Here is a 17,009-nt window from a genome sequence, read left to right as displayed (position 1 = left end):
AAGAATCCTTTAAAATGAAAGTTAATAGAGAGATTAAGCATTAGTTTATTCATTAGAGATTCCTTAATCTTAAAATTAAGGTAGGCATTATAACAAAAAGGGAGTGAGAGGAATTTATTATGGTTAATCCTAATATCATTTTAATAAACAGGTAATTAGGAAACTTGTTTATCATCTATTTGCATTAACAATTGATTCTATGATAAATCTAGGCTCCTACTCTTCTAAAGAGGGTTTAAAATCCTAGTTGCCTTTATATATGATTTAGCTCAATTATAAAGTCAAGCAATGAGAAGTTTTAATGTTTTTATAAATCTGGCTTATTTTAATAAACCTGCTTCATAAAGAAAAAGTGAGCCTTGGTAATCAATATTTTTCAGTTTATCCCTTTTAGCATAGCTCAAATACAGATTTTCCTTAGCTCTTGTTACAGCTACATAAAATAATCTTCTTTCTTCTTCTAAACTCCCACCTTGCGTCATAAGCTTTTTATTGGGGAATCTTCCCTCCATTAAATCAATAATATAGACTTCTGCAAATTCTAATCCTTTACTAGCGTGGATACTTAGTAAATTCACGCCCTCCCCCTCACTCATCTCACTAGAGCCAAGCACCATAGCATTTAAAAATCTGCCTATCTCCTCATAATGGCTTGATAAATCCCTCAATACTAAAATTCTCCTTTCAATCCTTTGTAAAGATTCTTGGTATTTTACTGGATGAATATTCCCCTCTTTGGTAATAGCCCTTTCTTTAGCAAGCTTTTGTATAACTATCTGAAAAATAGAAAGCTGGTAAATCTTGGAGAGGAGATAATAAGGTTTGTCCTTAATATTTAATACACTAAAAAAGTAAAATAAGGCGTTTAAAAACTCCGCACCCTCTTTATTAATCTTTGAATACTTCAAAAGCGGATTGTCTTCAAAATCCTTATGCAGTCCATCAAATCTCAAGCTTTTATTCATATAAAAATCATCAAATAAGCCTAATTGTATATTTTGCTCCCTTTTTTTAAAGGGTTCTTGGATAGTTTTATCTGGCTTTAATAAGCCTTGGATAGGATTCCCATTCCCTAATAATACTAGGGCTTCATAAATATCTTTTGCTAAGGCATTACCGATACCTTTTACATAGCTTAAAATATGGATAAAAGCCATCATATCTTTAGGGTTATAGAGCAAAGAGAGGAGGTTAAGCACAAAAACTACTTCTTTGGTATCAAAAAAGCTAATGCCTCCCTTGCGTTTGGTGGGAATGTCTATCTCCCTTAAACTTGCCTCTATACCATCAGCACTTGAATTATTCCTAAAGATAATAGCAATCTCCCCAAAAGGACGATTGGAAAGCTTAATTTTGTTTGCAATCCCTTGGTATTGTAAAAACAACTCTTCAAAGACTAATAAACTTGGCAACCCAAAATTTTCGCTCTTTACAACTTCTAACTTCTTAGGGTAGATCCTAGGGTTTTTTTCAATCACTCTATTAGCAAGGTTTAAAATAGGGGCAGTAGAGCGATAATTTTTGGTTAGGCTAAAGATTCTTCCATTAGTATAATGCTCTTTAAAACTTGCGATAATGCTAATATCTGCTCCATTAAAAGCATAAATACTTTGGTCATAATCCCCCACACAGAAAATAGATGGAGGATTAAGGGCTTTAAGGATTGAATCTTGCAAAGGATTGGTATCTTGGTATTCATCGACTAAAATTTCCTTGTAAGTAAGTTTTTGCTCTTTAACCATCTCCCTATAATAAAGCAATAAATCATTATAATCAACGTAATGATAGGCTTTTTTTAAATCTCTAAACTCCTCCCATACATCTAAATAAATCTCCACATATTGTAGTTGGTCTTGGTTGTACTTAGCAATCCATTCCTTAAAATTACTATCAATCGTAGAGTTTTGGTAAAGGGAGAAAATATCATAGAGATAATTTGCACCATAAGGAGTAATATCAGAAACATTAGCAAATACACGTTTGTCATAGAGGCTTTTAAAAAGCACTTTAAGTTCTCTTGGTTGTTTAAGGACAATAGAATGATGGTTTTTTAAATAGCGGTAAGCCACAGCATGAAAAGTGCCTGCTTCAATCTGTTTGACAATACTATCATCAAATTTCATTAAAAGTCTTGTAAGCATTTCTTGGGCAGCTTTGTTAGTGAAAGTTAATAATAAAATCTCTTTAGAACTAATACCTTGCTGCAACAAATAAGCGATTCTAGCAACGATTGTTGAAGTCTTGCCAGTGCCCGCTGATGCAATTACCAAATTATACCCACTAGGGGCTAAAGAGGCTTGTTTTTGTTGTAAATTAAGGTTTGATAGAGGCACAATTCCTATTCTTTAATATAATCTTTAATAGACTCCGCAACACCAAAAAACGGATAATCTTTTTTATTTAAAACCACTTGGGCTAGAGTATTGTTATCGCAATTTAAAACAATAGGTGCTAAGAAATTTACCCTAATTCCATCTCCCTTTTCTCTAACAAAAACACAAAAAACCTTGACATTAGAGCTTGCTTTGATTTCTAGTAAAGTTTGGATACTTGCCGAAACCTCAAAAGAGTATTCACGCACTTTATAGGGATTAACTAAGAGTAATTCTACTTCCTTTCTATCCATAGACAAAAAGGCTAATGCACCATCATCTACTTCTGCAAACTTAACTTCATTAACATCTTCAAAGCCTAGAATGGGGGACTTTACCATAAACTTTTGACTTTTCATCATTGCTTTTTCCTTAAACTTTAAAATTTCTAAGATTTTACCCTTAAATTTTTATCCTTAAAATTTTTAGATTTAATTTTTTGGTAAAATTCAACATCAAAAACGCTCTAGCAAAAAGTATTCCATTTACAAAGGTTTTTTATGCAAGAAAAAACAAATTCCACTTATAACCCAAAAGAAATTGAAGAATCTTATTACCAACTTTGGGAACAATGCGGATATTTTGAAATTTATGGTAATGAGGCTATACAAAAGGTGGGAAAAACCTTTTGCATTATGCTACCCCCCCCTAATGTAACTGGTAGCCTCCATATAGGGCACGCACTTAATCATACGCTCATAGATATTATGGTGCGATTTAAACGAATGGATGGATTTAAAACACTTTGGCAACCAGGACTTGATCACGCAGGAATCGCTACGCAAAATGTCGTAGAAAAGCAACTCTTAGCACAAGGGATTAAAAAAGAGGATTTAGGGAGAGATACTTTTATAAAAAAGGTGTGGGAGTGGAAAGAGCAAAGCGGCGGATTAATTCTTCAACAAATGCGAAAATTAGGGGTTTCTCCTGCTTGGAGTAGAACGCGTTTTACAATGGATGAGGGATTGCAAAAAGCGGTTAGGGAAGTGTTTGTAAAACTCTATAATGAGGGCTTAATCATTCAAGGAAAATATCTTGTTAATTGGTGCACACACGATGGGGCATTATCAGATATTGAAGTAGAATATAAAGAAAATGAGGGAAAACTCTATTATTTACGCTACTTTTTCAAAGAAAGTCAAGATTATCTTGTAGTAGCCACTACAAGACCAGAGACTTATTTTGGGGATACTGCAGTAATGGTTAATCCTAAAGATTCTCGCTTTAACAAACTTATTGGCAAGAGCGTAAAACTGCCTTTAAGCAACAAAGAAATTCCCATTATTGGAGACTCTTATGTAGATATGGAATTTGGGACAGGTTGTGTGAAAGTAACGCCCGCACACGATAGCAACGATTATGAAGTTGGTAAAAGGCATAATTTAGAACAAATTGTAGTTTTTGATAAAAAAGGCATTTTAAATGAAATTACGGGTGAGTTTGCAGGATTAGAGAGATTAGAAGCAAGAGAGATTATTGTAGAAAAATTGCAGAAACTTGGTTTTATCGAAAAAATTGAATCCCATAAAAATCAAGTTGGGCATTGCTATCGCTGTGGAAATGTCGTAGAACCTTATATCTCTAAGCAATGGTTTTTAAAAAAAGAAATCGCACAAAAAGCTATTGAAAAAACTAATGCTAATGAAAGTAAATTTTTTCCTCCGCAATGGAAAAATAATTATAATGCGTGGATGAAAGAGTTAAGGGATTGGTGCATTTCTAGGCAGCTTTGGTGGGGACATCAAATACCTGTTTTTTATTGCAACACTTGTAAGGCACAATGGGCTGATACCAAAGAGACAAAACATTGTCCCAAATGCAAAAGTGAGGACATTTATCAAGATCCTGATGTACTTGATACTTGGTTTAGCTCGGCTTTATGGTCTTTTTCTACATTAGGTTTTGGTAATGGCGAATGGGGTAAAGATACCCTATGGTTTGAAGAAGATTTAAAAACCTTTTATCCTAACTCGCTTTTAATTACGGGTTTTGATATTTTGTTTTTTTGGGTGGCAAGAATGCTAATTTTGGGAGAACACTCTTTATCAAAACTTCCTTTTAGAGATATTTACCTTCACGCTCTTGTACGGGATGAAAAAGGGCAAAAGATGAGTAAAAGCAAAGGCAATGTTATCAATCCACTGGATCTTATTGAAAACTATAGTGCAGATGTTTTGCGCTTCACCCTAGCAACCCTTTGTGTGCAAGGAAGAGATATTAAACTCTCTAATAACCAACTAGAAATTAGTAAAAATTTCACCAATAAACTTTATAATGCTACAAACTTTTTACTCCTTAATGCAAACTCGTTTCCTAATCTTGAGGAGTTTGGGACACCTAAGAGTGCATTAGGACAGTATTTAGCACAACTTTTAAGTGAAACTATCAAAGAAATAAGAACGCATTTAGAATCTTATCGCTTCAATGATGGGGCTAATACACTTTATCGGTTTTTATGGGGTAGTTTCTGTGATTGGGGGATTGAACTTAGTAAGGTTAGCAAAGATTGTATTATAGAAATTGGTGCAATCTTTAAAGAATCTCTTTTATTACTGCATCCTTATATGCCTTTTTTGAGTGAGTATCTATGGCATAGACTCTCTAATAGTAACTTAGAGAAAAATAATTCTATTATGGTAAAGCCCTACCCCACATTTTCTTATAACAATGCCACTAATTTCAAAGTCTTTGAAATTATCTTAGATGCAATTATCTCTATTCGCCGCTCTAAAACAACAATTAATCTTGCTAATCAAAAGATTGATAAAGCTTATATTCGGTTAAATGATACCATTCCTGATAATCTCTTAGATTTATTGAAAAACTATATCTGCAAACTCGCAAAAGTAGCGGATATTCAAATCACTCATCAAAAAATTCCAAATTGTATTGTCGATATTACCGAAAAATTAGAAACTTATATTCCCACTCAAAGCATTGATTTAAATCCCATCATCCAAAGGCTACAAAAGCAGCAAGAAAAAACACAAAAAGAAATTAACAAGCTAGAGGGAATGCTAAATAATCCAAAATTCCTTGCTAATGCACCTAAAAATGTCTTAGCGGATAATCAAAATCTACTCTTAGAACAACAAGAAAAGCTTAACAAAATTCAATTAGAGTTAAAAAGTCTTTTTAGGGGCTAACTCTTTTGATAGATATTCTGATAAACCCTTAATAAAGCGATAAATAAAGCAGTAATAGCAGGTCCTAAAACAATCCCCCAAAATCCAAAACTCGTAATTCCTGCAAAAATGGCAAAAAAGACTAAAATTTCATTAATTTTTACAGGGGTCTTAATCAATACACGATTGATAAAAGCTATCAAAAAGGGCTTGACAATATTATCAGCTAAGGTCGCTATGATTAAAATAGAATACAAAACTATAACAATAGCAGTAGTAATATTCCCTAAATAAATCTCATATAAAGCTACAGGCAACCATACTAATGTCCCACCGATAACGGGTATCAAAGAAGCAAAACCATAAAATACACCCAATAAAATAGCATTATACCCATAAAAAAACATCAAAATACCAAAAAGCACTCCTTGTATTACCATAGAGGCAATAGAAGAATAAAACACAACGCTAATTACTCCGCTTACTTCATTGTATAAAGATTTGATTTGCTTTTTTTCAAGAGGAATGAGGTTTAACAAATACCTCCCTAAAGGATTACTATAATAATAAGAAAAAAACAAAAAGATAACGATAAAAAAAGTATCACTTAAGAAAAATAAGCCATTTTTCCCTGCTTGTGCAAAAATAGATAATCCTCTTTTCACAACCTCTGCCCAATTCATAGAATCTACTTTTAAAATCCATTGATTAAGCTCTTTAAGCGCAAAATCCGGCAAATACTCATATAAGGCTTCATTTACCACTATCCATTGATCTTTGATATAAATAATAAAATTTTGTAATTTTGATAAATCTAAACTCGTAGCCAACTCTGCTAAATTTATCATTACATAAATAATAGGCATAAAACAGCCAATAAGCAAAGATAAAGTCGCAACAAGAGAGGAAAAAACATTCGATTTTGTTTTTATAAAAATTGCTTGATAAATTCCTTGTGTAGCTAAAAACAACAAAAAGGCGATTAAAAGCTTCATCAAAAAGGGTGAATAAAGCTTCAATAACGCTAAAACGCTCAAGACAAAAACAACAAGAAAAAAATAAGTTCCTTTGTTACTTACCATTGCTAAAGCCCTTTAGATGGCGGATAAATAAATACGCTCTCCCTAAAGATTTCAATAGGCTCTTTAGAATCTAAAGCATAAGCTTTAATCTTTATAGGTATATGAGTATCCTTTTGCGTATCTTGTGCGAGATTTTCATCGGTATAAAGCACTACAATTTGTTTAAACTTCTCTCCAGCTTTAATACTAAAAGCTTTTGAAGGGCGTCTAATTTTAATAGCAGGATTATTTTCAATTTCAAAATAAAACTCATAAGGCTCTTGCTTAGTGTTTTGGAATAAAAAAATATAAGAATTTTCAACACGATGATGATCCCTAATCGTATAAAGTTCATTGCGGTTAATATTTAAAAGCATATCCTCCTTTGTAGAACTCATAAATAAAAGTCCTATGATAGTAATCCCCAAAGCCACGACATAAGCAATCGTTTTAAAACGAATATAATTCACTTTATTACGCATATCAATAGCTCGTGGGCTAGTCCAAGAAATCAAAGTTTCCTTACCAAGCTTACCCATAACTTTCGTGCAAGCATCAGAGCATTCTAAACAATTAATACATTCTAATTGCATACCCTTACGAATATCAATATGGGTAGGACAAATCCTCACACAAGCTTCACAACCTATACATTCTGCAGATGATTCTGGAGGCTTTTTCCATAACTTAATACCCTCTGGATTAAAAACTACTCCACCGCGTTTATAATCATACACTGTCATTATCGTATCATTATCATAAAGCACACTTTGCACTCGACTATAAGGACACATATAAATACAAAAGTTTTCTTTGATAAAAACAATATCTGCAATTAAAAAAATAGCAATCCCAAAGAGAAAAATCAATAAATATTTATGCTCTAAAGGATCTTGAATATAAGCAAAAAAATCTAGCGGAGGCACAAAATACCACATAAAATTAGATGCAGCAACAAAAGATAAAATAATCCATAGAATAAGAGCTATTGCCTTTTTAAATTGGTTAGCTCTTAAGCTCATATCAGGTTCTATCTGGCGATTTTGCATTTTTTTACGCAAACGCAAGAGCTTTGTTTCAATAAAATCACGATATAAAACCCTAAAAATGGTTTGCGGACAAGCCCACCCACACCATACTCTTCCTGCTAAGTTTGTTAAAAAGAAAATTGCTAAGAACATTAAAATTAATAAAAAAGGCATCAAATAAAACTCTTGTGTATTAAAAACAATGCCAAATAAATGTAATTGCTGATGATCAAAAGAAAGCAAAAAGATTTGGTTTCCATTAATTTGTATGAAAGGGAGACAAAATATTAAAATGGTTGTTACAACATACATTATGTAACGCTTTTTGAAATATTGCGTAATAGTAATATTGGTTTTATCAACAGACATATCACACTTCCCTAAAATTAAGTTTTGGAATTTTAACATATTTTAATAAATTTGACTTCCTTATTTATGACTTGATTAAGATAGTCCTATAAATTTTATGCTATAATCCTCTCCTAATAAATTTTAAAAAAGGTGGTGATTTACCAATGCCAGGCATTAAAGTTAGAGAAAACGAATCTTTTGATGATGCTTATAGAAAATTTAAAAAACAAGCAGATAGAAATCTAGTAGTAACAGAAAGCAGAGCTAGAAGATTCTTTGAACCTAAGACAGAAAAACGTAAAAAGCAAAAAATCAGTGCACGTAAAAAAATGTTAAAACGTCTTTATATGCTAAGACGTTATGAATCAAGACTTTAGTCTTGATTGAAATTCTTTCATACCTAAGCTTAAAAAATAAAAACTTACAATAATAATATTTGCCGCAGCTAGCCCACTAAAAAACCCAACAATATCAAGAAAATCTTGCTTTAATAAAATAAAAAATCCAACCACTAAAAAGGCATAAGCTAATAACCTAAAGGGCATAAAAAACATTTTAACCCCCACTTTATTAGAATTTTTATCAAAATTTCCCCAAAAGGTTCTATATTTAGCTTTCTCTTTTTCCCCCTCTAAAGAAGAATTATTATCCTCTCTGTAAAACTCTTCTTCCTTTGCCTCTTTATCCGACATCGCTAAAGCTTCTAATTCTTCTTGTGTTGCATTGGCTATTAATTGATAAATCTTATTCTTTTGAGTAAAGAATACCGCAAAAATAATGCCGCAAAACGCAATAAAAGCAAAAATAAAGCTCCAAGCAAATTTCTGCTCTGCTAAAAGATAAATACCTAGAAATAAAACACCTACTAATAAAACGCTAATTATCCTCATCTTCTTCCCATTTTTCAGGTTTTTGATGGGCATATTTAGGATCTTTACTTAAAGCATCAAATTCCCTTTTTTGTGATTTATAGGCTTTATAGACATTTAAAATAGCGGCTAAAATCCCCCAAACTACACCTAGCCAAAATAGCCAAGAATATCCAAATAGCCATTTTAAGCCATAGCCTACTCCAACCCCTATTAAAACCGCAACTACCATAGAGATTCCAAGTGTAGCATTAGAATAAGCTAAAAGTGCGTCCTTGTATTTGGGTTTATTTTCTAAATCTCTTTCTTTATCTTTCATAATTGCTAATCTCCAAAATCACCTCTCTTGCTCTTTCTAACACACTTTGAATTAAATCCTCATCCATACAAGAACAAATAAACCCACTTTCAAATTGTGAAGGTGCTAAATAAATACCTTTTTGCAACATTCCTTGATGAAATTTTGCAAACATTTCTGTATCACTTTTTTGTGCATCTTTAAAATTATTTACAGGATTTTCATTAAAGAAAAACCCAAACATACTTCCCCTTACACAAACTTGCAAAGGGATACTAAACTCTTGAGCAATATTTTGTAATCCCTCTGTAAGTTGCAAAGCTAAAGATTCTAGATTTTGATAAATTTTTGGGTTTTGTTTTAGTTTTTCTAAAGTTGCTAATCCTGCACTCATCGCAACAGGATTACCGCTTAATGTTCCTGCTTGATACACAGCTCCATTAGGAGATAGCAAACTCATTATCTCTTCAATACCACCAAAAGCCCCCACAGGCATTCCGCCCCCAATAACTTTTCCAAAAGTTACCAAATCACCATAAACCCCATAAAAATTTTGCGACCCATTAAGGGCTGCTCTAAACCCACTCATTACCTCATCCATAATTAAAACAATATTATGTTGGTTACAAAGATCCCTTAAATCTTTTAAAAACTCTTTTGTAGTAGGCACTAACCCCATATTTCCTGCTATAGGCTCTATAATAACACAAGCAACACCATTACCACTTTTTTCACTCTCTTTAATACATAGCTCGACACTTGTTATATCATTATAATGGGCTACTAAAGTATGCTTAACGAAATCTTGCGGAACACCTAGTGAGCTAGGATTCCCAAAAGTTGCTAACCCACTCCCTGCATTAACAAGCAAAGAATCACTATGTCCGTGATAACAACCCTCAAACTTAATAATATCGTCTTTTTTCGTATAAGCCCTAGCAAGCCTAATAGCACTCATTGTTGCCTCTGTCCCACTGGAAACAAAACGGATTTTATCAATTCCTTCATAAAGAGCAATTATCTCCTTAGCCAAAGCCGTCTCTAAAGTAGTTGGAGCACCAAAAGAAAGTCCTTTTTTAAGAGTATGCAAAACCATCTCTTGTATATATTCATCACTATGTCCAAAGATTAATGGACCCCAACTTTGCACAAAATCAATATATTTATTCCCATCCTCATCAATTAAATAAGCTCCTCTACCCTCTCTTATAAAAGGGGGAGTGCCGCCCACACTTTTAAAAGCCCTCACAGGAGAATTTACTCCACCAGCAATAACTTGCTTTGCTTCATTAAAGTCGTTGATACTATTTAAATTATTTAAAAATTCCATATTTACCCTTATTAAATACCTAATCATACACTAATTTTAAAAATCTTTATAAATAATTCCAATTTTTTACTTTTCAAAGTTTTAAAAGTTTATAATTACAACTTTATTTCTCTAAAAAGGCATTTTATGCAAGATTTTAAAATTTTTACAGGAAGTGCACACCCTAACTTCTCTAAAGATGTTGCGGATAATTTAAACATAACATTAGCAGAAGCTGAAATTAGTCGCTTTAGTGATGGAGAGATTAGTATAAGACTTTGTGAGAGTGTTAGGGGAAAAGATGTATTTGTAATCCAACCAACCTGCGCTCCTGCAAATGATAATTTAATGGAGCTTTTCATTATCATTGATGCCTTAAAAAGAAGTTCTGTTAATTGTATCAATGTGATTATGCCTTATTTTGGCTATGCAAGACAAGATAGAAAAGCTGAACCTAGAGTCCCAATTACTGCAAAATTAGTCGCTGACCTGCTCCAAAGAGCAGGTATTACTAGACTTGTTACTATGGATTTACACGCTGGTCAAATACAAGGTTTTTTTGATATTCCTGTAGATAATCTTTATGGTTCTGTGATATTCCAAGACTATATCCGATCAAAAAATCTGCAAAATGCCATTATCGCAAGTCCGGATATAGGAGGAGTTGCAAGAGCTAGATATTTCGCTAAACTCTTAGGATTAGAAATCGTCCTCATTGATAAACGGAGAGAGAAAGCTAATGAAAGTGAAGTGATGAATGTTATTGGGAACGTAAGGGATAAAAATGTTATTTTAATTGATGATATTATTGATACAGCTGGAACAATGGTAAAAGCCGCTTCAGCTTTTAAAGAAAAAGGAGCGACAAGCGTAATTGCATTAGGAACTCACGCTGTCTTTAGCGGTGAGGCTTATGAAAAAATTGAGAAAAGCCAAATTGATGAAGTTATTGTTACAGATACCATTCCACTTAAAATCGCTTCCCCTAAAATCAAAGTTTTAAGCGTAGCTCCTTTATTTGCAGAAGTTATTAGAAGGATTAATAAAAATGAAAGTGTCAATTCTCTTTTTATTTAAGATATTATCTCTTTTTATACTCTTAGAATACTCTATTAATGCAGAAGATTCTAAGAAAATCCAAGCCATTTTAGAAACCACTGCTGGAAAAATTACTTTAGATTTATTCCCACAAGTTGCTCCTAAGGCTGTAGAAAATTTTGTAACGCATATTAACAATGGGTATTATAATGGGACAATATTCCATCGCACTATTCGTAAATTTATGATTCAAGGTGGTGATCCAACAGGGACAGGCAGAGGTGGAGAATCTATTTGGGGACAAGATTTTGAAGATGAGATAGTGCAAGGTTATACCTTTGATAAAGCAGGAATACTTGCTATGGCAAATGCAGGGGCTAATACTAATGGTAGTCAATTTTTCATTACCACAACAAAAACACCCCATCTAAATGGACTACATACTATTTTTGGGGAAATTAGCAAAGAAAATCAAGAAGAAAGCTTCAAGACTCTAAGAAAAATAGAATATACCCCCACTAACACACAAGATAAGCCCCTTAAAGAGCAAAAAATCATCAAAGCTTATATTCTCCAATAAATATAAAGAAAAATTAATCTTTTAATTTTCTTTTATAGAGTAAGAGAATTCCTATTATTAACAAAAATACTATAATCTCTACAACTAAAGATTTATAATCCAACTTAACTACTCTTTAACAAATTCACTAAAATTGCATCAGCTTTTAATAATTTCGTTTGCTCTGCACTACTTAGGAAGCTTAAATGCTTCTTGTCCTTAGATTTTTTAGCACCTCTTATCCATTTATCAATCTCATCTACCTTTATAGTCTCTAAACTTATATCTTTTTTCTCATCTACATTGATACTACCTTGATTATTCCCAATAAGATTTAAGAGAAAGTCATCAAAACTAAATCCCGCTGATGAAAAATTGAAATGCTTTATCACAAAAATATCGGTAATCTCTGAGGTATGCAAATTTTTAGCGACAAATAACACCATTTCATTATCTCCACTCATTACCTCTTTGAGACTTAAATCACCATCTAAATTAATATCTTGAGTAATAGAGTGGTTAATAAAATCTGCTAAATTATCAATAAAGCCTATTTGCTCTAAAAATCTTTTTTGCTCTTCCTCTCTTGCTGGTATGCTCTCTGCAATAGAATAATATTTTGAGTTTATAACTGAAACAAGACTCTTTAAATGAATACCCTCATCAATACTAATGCTTCCATTCCCATCACTATCCCCACTTAAATAACCCACCTTATAAGCAGCATCATAATACCAACCCTTTACATAGCTATTTGCTTTCTCTAAACTTCCAAATTTCTCATTTAATCGTTTAGCGTTTGCTTCATTAAGTGGAACATAAATAGTTTTTCCACTCACTTCATCTACAAAACTCACTGCATTTTGAGGAATATCCTCACCCTTTGTCTCTAAAGGATTATAAGCTTTTAATATCTCTTCACTTATATTTTGTGGTTTAGAATCATTAGTTGCGATAAAAGACTTTTCAAAAATATTCTTAATAGCCTCTTTATTTTCTTGCGTTTGTATAGGCTCTAGTAGGGCATTATTAGAATTTGTTTGATGATAACTAAACCCATCTATTTTAGAATCTATACTACCCTTTTTTAAGGCATTATCTACAACATTATTTGTAGCATTTGCTAAAGCAACACCCTCCCCCTTAGAGTTGTGGAGAGCCTCTTGAATAAATTTCTTCTTTTGAAGATATTTATCTTCAAAAGAAGTTATACTAAGTTGATTATTTCTATCACCGCTAAAACCATTAGCGTAAGAAGCATATCCACTTCTAGAATCGACAGAATACATTAGTTTCTCCCTATATACTCTATCCTTTGATAATTTCTAATTCCTTTACACATAAACAAGCAAAAAACATTCCTCTTATTTCCTTATCTACCTTTAATCTTTTTATTTTATAATTTCTTAAATTTTATTATTTTAAAAATTAGGATTCTTGTGCAAACACTTCACACACTTTTAACCTTAAAAAAACTCTATTTACTCCGAGCATTAGGCGTAAAATATTGTAATCCCCAACCTCCAATATATACTCAAGATTCTTTTAAAATTAACAATCCCGCAAACCTACAAAAACTTATCCAAGAATGCCAACTCTGTCCACAAAAATCGTCTATACCTCATATAGGACTTTATAATCTAAAATCTAAAATTACTTTTTTAAGTTTAAATCCTATTTTAGATATACAACTACGTTTTACCTCCAAAAACTCACAAATGCTAAAAAAAATTATTGAAAATGTCTTATTACTTTCTCTAAAAGAAGTATCAATCTTGTCACTTTTAAAATGTGAGATACCTAAAATCTCTCAACACCAATGCTACCAATCTTGCAAAAGCTATCTTTTCAAGCAATTAGAATTTTCAGAGAATAAGCTTATTGTTTTGTTAGGACAAGAAGTTTATGAGTTCTTTTGCGACAACAAAACACCTTATGAAAACCTACAGGGAAAACCCTTAAAATGGGGAGACTTTCTTTTATTTCCGACTTTTTCCTTAACCCAACTATTAAGGCAACCACAATTAAAAATCCAAGCACACCAAGAATTTCTAACACTTAAAGGATATTTATGAGATTATTTACAACATTATTATTAAGCCTATTGCCAAGTTTAATATTAGCTGCTGGTAAATACCCTTCCCCACTCCCCACACCAAAAACTGAAATTCTCAACATTGAAATTCAAACCTGCTCTAAAGCCTGCCTCAAAGAATATTTACAAAAAGGACAAATTTTCTCTTTTTTAGCCAATGTTAATAAAAATAACACCAATGAAGAATTACTTACCAATGCAAAATCTCTCTCAATGGAATTAGAAATTGCCTCTATTCCTTATTTTTTAGATATTCAAAAATCCGCTTTAATCCAAATTGCCCTACTCTTTCCTAAAAAAACTATTGGGCGATATTCAATCTCTTCGACCAATGTTATCTTAAGCTACCTATTTAATCGTAACCAACCCTTTAATTTTGAAGTTTTTGATAGCAAAAGCGAATCCTTAGAGGATTTAGAAAATACTATAAATACAATTACAGCTAAAGGGTATAAGCAAATCATAGCCATATTAACCTATGTAGGGGCTAATAATATCAATCATTTAAAAACCCAAATACCTATTTATATCCCTAGCGTACATTCCTCTCAAATTACAGAACCGCTTATGCCAAATATTATCTATGGAGGCATTAGCTATGAGAAACAAATAGAAAAACTCTCTGCTTTAAATCCCAACTCCACAAAAGTTATAAGTTTCTATGATGAAGGTTATATTGGAAGCCAAATGAATGAATATGTCCTAAAATACAATTTAGGCACTATTTACTCTAATGCTTTTAATCCTAAGAGCGCTACAACATTCCCTAAAGAAATTAAGACTATCCAACCCCTACTTAAAGATTCAAAAATTTTTCTCAATACCCCCATCACACATTCAAGTATTATTCTCTCACAAATTACTTATAATGATATAAAGATTAATGGTATCTACTCTACACAAATTAATTATAACCCAAGCCTCCTCTCTATTACTCAAGAAAAAGATAGGAATAATATGTATATTGCAAACTCCATTGCAAAGTCTGATTCACTACTTGTTGAAGAAGCAAAATTACTCAATGCAGATTTAGAATATGATTGGATTAACTATTCTACTGCTTATGGGATTGAATACTTTTACTTACAAAATATTCCTAATGCCAAAGCCTATTTCAAAGAAGCCATAAAAAACAATCAAGTAGAATATAAAATTGATATATTAACCCCTAAAAATAATCGATTTGTTCCTATTAACTATGAATATTAAAAATATTGTTCCTCCTAATTGCCATCTCAAAATTATCAAAAATCGTAATTACAAATATTTGCGTTTGCGGTTTAAAGATTTTTCTACACTCCTACTAACAGCCCCCAAACATATTAGTGAGAAAGAATGTTTAAATTTCTTACAAGACAACAAAGAGTGGATTGCTACCCAAATAAATTTCCAAAGTCAAATAACCTATACCCTCTTAGAAGAAAAAATATTCCTTTTTGGCGAATGGATTGACTTTAAAGATACTTCTATTCAAAAACTCTGGCAGGAATTTATATCCACTACCACACCCTCTTTAACCATTAAAACTAAATTGCAGGAATTCTACCAAAAAGAACTCCACTCTTATATCCAACTATCACTTCAACATTGGTGCTCTTTAATGAATCTCTATCCTAGCCAAATCACCTATGGAAAAAGTATTAGACAACTAGGTTGCTGCTATAGCAAGTCTCACAAAATCCGCTTTAGCTTAAAACTTAGCTTAATTCCAAAAGCACTCATTGATTCTGTTGTTATACACGAATTAGCACATATCAAATATCCACATCACCAAAAAGAGTTTTGGGATCTTGTTTTAACTTATGATAAAAACCCTAAAAATATCCATTTATGGTTTAGGAAAAATCATTCTTTCAATCTTTATCTCTATAAAAGAATTTTTAAAAATTAATACATTGAAATTGCAGTATTAAAGATAATATGATGGCTAATATTTTTAATTAATGAATCATTCTTTTTATGTTTTGGAAAAGCTAAAAACATTTTTCTTCTTAGTTTTAAACCTCTTACGCTACGAGTATAAAGCATCCTGTTTTTCAATTCATTTTGAATATGCAAATAAGGTAAAAAACCAACATATATGTCTTTGCCTTCTACTTGAGAAATCAAGAAATCTTTAATCTCAGAGAGTTTATCAAATTCTAATGAGATTTTTAATTTATCACTTTTAATGGATAATTTATCTAAATGCTTTTTTATAATCCTTGCAGTTTGCGTTTGAGGATTTAAACCAACCCAATTATAGGAATACAAATCTTCCCCTTTAACAATTCGCTCTAAAGGTTTATTACAAACTAAAACCAATTCATCTTCAAGCCATTCCCTATAAATAATATTCTCTTTAAAGAAAGGGGATTCTACAATAGCTATTTCACATTTCTTATTTTGCAAATCGTGAATAGCCTCTACAGAAGTCGCCACATAATGTTCAATATTAGGATAAATATTACTTTTAACTTCTGTAAAACACTGAGGTAAGATAAATTTTCCAACGGTGTAAGAACAAGCTATTTTTATCGTTTCACAACGTTTAATCATCATCACCATCTCTTTTTGGTAATCCTTTAAAGTCTTATTAAGCTTTACTAAAATCCAAAAAAGACTTTCACCATCTTTTGTAAGCAAAACTCCATTTTTCTTACGATAAATCATCTTTGTATTAAAATAAGATTCAATAATTTTAATGTGCTGAGTAACTGCTGGTTGTGAGATGCCTACTTTCATAGAAGCTTTTGAAATACTTTTCTCTTGAGCCACAATCATAAAAGTTTGTAATTTTTCAAAATCTCTTAACATAAACGCCCCCCCCCCCGAACTCAAAAAATTTACCAAGATATATATAGTATATCATAACATCATTATTATATAAAATATTAATACTTTATTGTTATAATTTATTAAAAT

16 protein-coding genes are annotated in these 17,009 nt (G+C 31.9%); 7 read left to right on the top strand and 9 right to left on the bottom strand.

The genetic code is table 11. The features are described 5' to 3' along the window. Positions 1-320: 320 nt before the first annotated feature. The gene (locus tag LS72_RS03330; RefSeq protein ID WP_034553769.1) at positions 321-2,333 is read right to left on the bottom strand and encodes an ATP-dependent helicase; all 2,013 of its coding nucleotides are present in this window, start codon (positions 2,331-2,333) and stop codon (positions 321-323) included. A gap of 5 nt (positions 2,334-2,338) precedes the next feature. Beyond that, complete coding sequence (gene fliW / locus LS72_RS03325; RefSeq protein ID WP_238700682.1) at positions 2,339-2,734, bottom strand: flagellar assembly protein FliW; 396 nt, start codon at positions 2,732-2,734, stop codon at positions 2,339-2,341. Between the two features lie 138 nt (positions 2,735-2,872). On the opposite strand from fliW, the gene LS72_RS03320 reads away from it, so the two are divergent. Then, the gene (locus LS72_RS03320) at positions 2,873-5,518 is read left to right on the top strand and encodes a valine--tRNA ligase (protein ID WP_034553771.1); all 2,646 of its coding nucleotides are present in this window, start codon (positions 2,873-2,875) and stop codon (positions 5,516-5,518) included. Here the strand turns inward: LS72_RS03320 and LS72_RS03315 are convergent. Next, complete coding sequence (locus LS72_RS03315; RefSeq protein ID WP_034553772.1) at positions 5,515-6,579, bottom strand: AI-2E family transporter; 1,065 nt, start codon at positions 6,577-6,579, stop codon at positions 5,515-5,517. The genes LS72_RS03320 and LS72_RS03315 overlap by 4 nt on opposite strands. 2 nt (positions 6,580-6,581) lie before the next feature. Further along, entirely contained in the window at positions 6,582-7,955 is a 1,374-nt protein-coding gene (ccoG, locus tag LS72_RS03310; protein WP_034553786.1) for a cytochrome c oxidase accessory protein CcoG, read from the bottom strand. A 146-nt stretch (positions 7,956-8,101) separates the two neighbouring features. On the opposite strand from ccoG, the gene rpsU reads away from it, so the two are divergent. Continuing rightward, on the top strand, positions 8,102-8,314 hold the full coding sequence (rpsU, locus tag LS72_RS03305; protein ID WP_006803152.1) for a 30S ribosomal protein S21: 213 nt from the start codon (positions 8,102-8,104) through the stop codon (positions 8,312-8,314). Here the strand turns inward: rpsU and LS72_RS03300 are convergent. From LS72_RS03300 to hemL, 3 genes are read right to left on the bottom strand one after another with little or no spacing between them, the layout of a single operon-like run. Beyond that, complete coding sequence (locus LS72_RS03300) at positions 8,303-8,827, bottom strand: hypothetical protein (protein ID WP_238700681.1); 525 nt, start codon at positions 8,825-8,827, stop codon at positions 8,303-8,305. The two genes, rpsU and LS72_RS03300, sit on opposite strands and share 12 nt — an antisense overlap. Beyond that, positions 8,814-9,125, bottom strand: a complete 312-nt coding sequence (locus LS72_RS03295; protein WP_034553774.1) for an AtpZ/AtpI family protein — start codon at positions 9,123-9,125, stop codon at positions 8,814-8,816. The genes LS72_RS03300 and LS72_RS03295 overlap by 14 nt, the downstream gene beginning before the upstream one ends. Then, entirely contained in the window at positions 9,115-10,434 is a 1,320-nt protein-coding gene (hemL, locus tag LS72_RS03290; RefSeq protein ID WP_034553776.1) for a glutamate-1-semialdehyde 2,1-aminomutase, read from the bottom strand. The genes LS72_RS03295 and hemL overlap by 11 nt, the downstream gene beginning before the upstream one ends. A 126-nt stretch (positions 10,435-10,560) precedes the next feature. Here hemL and LS72_RS03285 point away from each other — a divergent pair, with 126 nt between their 5' ends. Then, the gene (locus LS72_RS03285) at positions 10,561-11,490 is read left to right on the top strand and encodes a ribose-phosphate pyrophosphokinase (RefSeq protein WP_034553778.1); all 930 of its coding nucleotides are present in this window, start codon (positions 10,561-10,563) and stop codon (positions 11,488-11,490) included. Beyond that, positions 11,462-12,031, top strand: a complete 570-nt coding sequence (locus tag LS72_RS03280; protein ID WP_034553779.1) for a peptidylprolyl isomerase — start codon at positions 11,462-11,464, stop codon at positions 12,029-12,031. Before LS72_RS03285 ends, LS72_RS03280 begins: the two co-directional genes overlap by 29 nt. 104 nt (positions 12,032-12,135) lie before the next feature. Here LS72_RS03280 and LS72_RS03275 read toward each other — a convergent pair whose 3' ends face one another. Next, positions 12,136-13,299 carry a hypothetical protein gene (locus LS72_RS03275; protein ID WP_034553780.1) on the bottom strand — a complete coding sequence of 388 codons (1,164 nt, stop codon included), beginning with the start codon at positions 13,297-13,299 and terminating at the stop codon, positions 12,136-12,138. Positions 13,300-13,449: 150 nt separating this feature from the next. Here LS72_RS03275 and LS72_RS03270 point away from each other — a divergent pair, with 150 nt between their 5' ends. From LS72_RS03270 to LS72_RS03260, 3 genes are read left to right on the top strand one after another with little or no spacing between them, the layout of a single operon-like run. Continuing rightward, positions 13,450-14,085: a uracil-DNA glycosylase family protein gene (locus LS72_RS03270; protein ID WP_034553781.1), complete on the top strand. Its 636-nt coding sequence runs from the start codon at positions 13,450-13,452 to the stop codon at positions 14,083-14,085. After that, on the top strand, positions 14,082-15,314 hold the full coding sequence (locus LS72_RS03265; RefSeq protein WP_138155015.1) for a hypothetical protein: 1,233 nt from the start codon (positions 14,082-14,084) through the stop codon (positions 15,312-15,314). Before LS72_RS03270 ends, LS72_RS03265 begins: the two co-directional genes overlap by 4 nt. Continuing rightward, on the top strand, positions 15,304-15,996 hold the full coding sequence (locus tag LS72_RS03260) for a M48 family metallopeptidase (protein WP_052087271.1): 693 nt from the start codon (positions 15,304-15,306) through the stop codon (positions 15,994-15,996). Before LS72_RS03265 ends, LS72_RS03260 begins: the two co-directional genes overlap by 11 nt. Here the strand turns inward: LS72_RS03260 and LS72_RS03255 are convergent. Then, on the bottom strand, positions 15,993-16,901 hold the full coding sequence (locus LS72_RS03255; RefSeq protein ID WP_034553632.1) for a LysR family transcriptional regulator: 909 nt from the start codon (positions 16,899-16,901) through the stop codon (positions 15,993-15,995). The genes LS72_RS03260 and LS72_RS03255 overlap by 4 nt on opposite strands. Between the last annotated feature and the right edge of the window lie 108 nt (positions 16,902-17,009).

The organism is Helicobacter apodemus (assembly GCF_000765745.2).
In the GTDB taxonomy this organism is placed as follows: domain Bacteria; phylum Campylobacterota; class Campylobacteria; order Campylobacterales; family Helicobacteraceae; genus Helicobacter_D; species Helicobacter_D apodemus.
This window is presented reverse-complemented; position numbering and strand designations above follow the sequence as displayed.

Bases quoted from the DNA above. Each gene is read 5' to 3' on its own strand.
- LS72_RS03255 (WP_034553632.1), bottom strand. From the start codon at position 16,901: ATGTTAAGAGATTTTGAAAAATTACAAACTTTTATGATTGTGGCTCAA.
- LS72_RS03295 (WP_034553774.1), bottom strand. From the start codon at position 9,125: ATGAAAGATAAAGAAAGAGATTTAGAAAATAAACCCAAATACAAGGAC.
- LS72_RS03285 (WP_034553778.1), top strand. From the start codon at position 10,561: ATGCAAGATTTTAAAATTTTTACAGGAAGTGCACACCCTAACTTCTCT.
- LS72_RS03275 (WP_034553780.1), bottom strand. From the start codon at position 13,299: ATGTATTCTGTCGATTCTAGAAGTGGATATGCTTCTTACGCTAATGGT.
- LS72_RS03265 (WP_138155015.1), top strand. From the start codon at position 14,082: ATGAGATTATTTACAACATTATTATTAAGCCTATTGCCAAGTTTAATA.
- LS72_RS03300 (WP_238700681.1), bottom strand. From the start codon at position 8,827: ATGAGGATAATTAGCGTTTTATTAGTAGGTGTTTTATTTCTAGGTATT.
- LS72_RS03315 (WP_034553772.1), bottom strand. From the start codon at position 6,579: ATGGTAAGTAACAAAGGAACTTATTTTTTTCTTGTTGTTTTTGTCTTG.
- hemL (WP_034553776.1), bottom strand. From the start codon at position 10,434: ATGGAATTTTTAAATAATTTAAATAGTATCAACGACTTTAATGAAGCA.
- LS72_RS03320 (WP_034553771.1), top strand. From the start codon at position 2,873: ATGCAAGAAAAAACAAATTCCACTTATAACCCAAAAGAAATTGAAGAA.
- rpsU (WP_006803152.1), top strand. From the start codon at position 8,102: ATGCCAGGCATTAAAGTTAGAGAAAACGAATCTTTTGATGATGCTTAT.
- LS72_RS03280 (WP_034553779.1), top strand. From the start codon at position 11,462: ATGAAAGTGTCAATTCTCTTTTTATTTAAGATATTATCTCTTTTTATA.
- LS72_RS03260 (WP_052087271.1), top strand. From the start codon at position 15,304: ATGAATATTAAAAATATTGTTCCTCCTAATTGCCATCTCAAAATTATC.
- ccoG (WP_034553786.1), bottom strand. From the start codon at position 7,955: ATGTCTGTTGATAAAACCAATATTACTATTACGCAATATTTCAAAAAG.
- fliW (WP_238700682.1), bottom strand. From the start codon at position 2,734: ATGATGAAAAGTCAAAAGTTTATGGTAAAGTCCCCCATTCTAGGCTTT.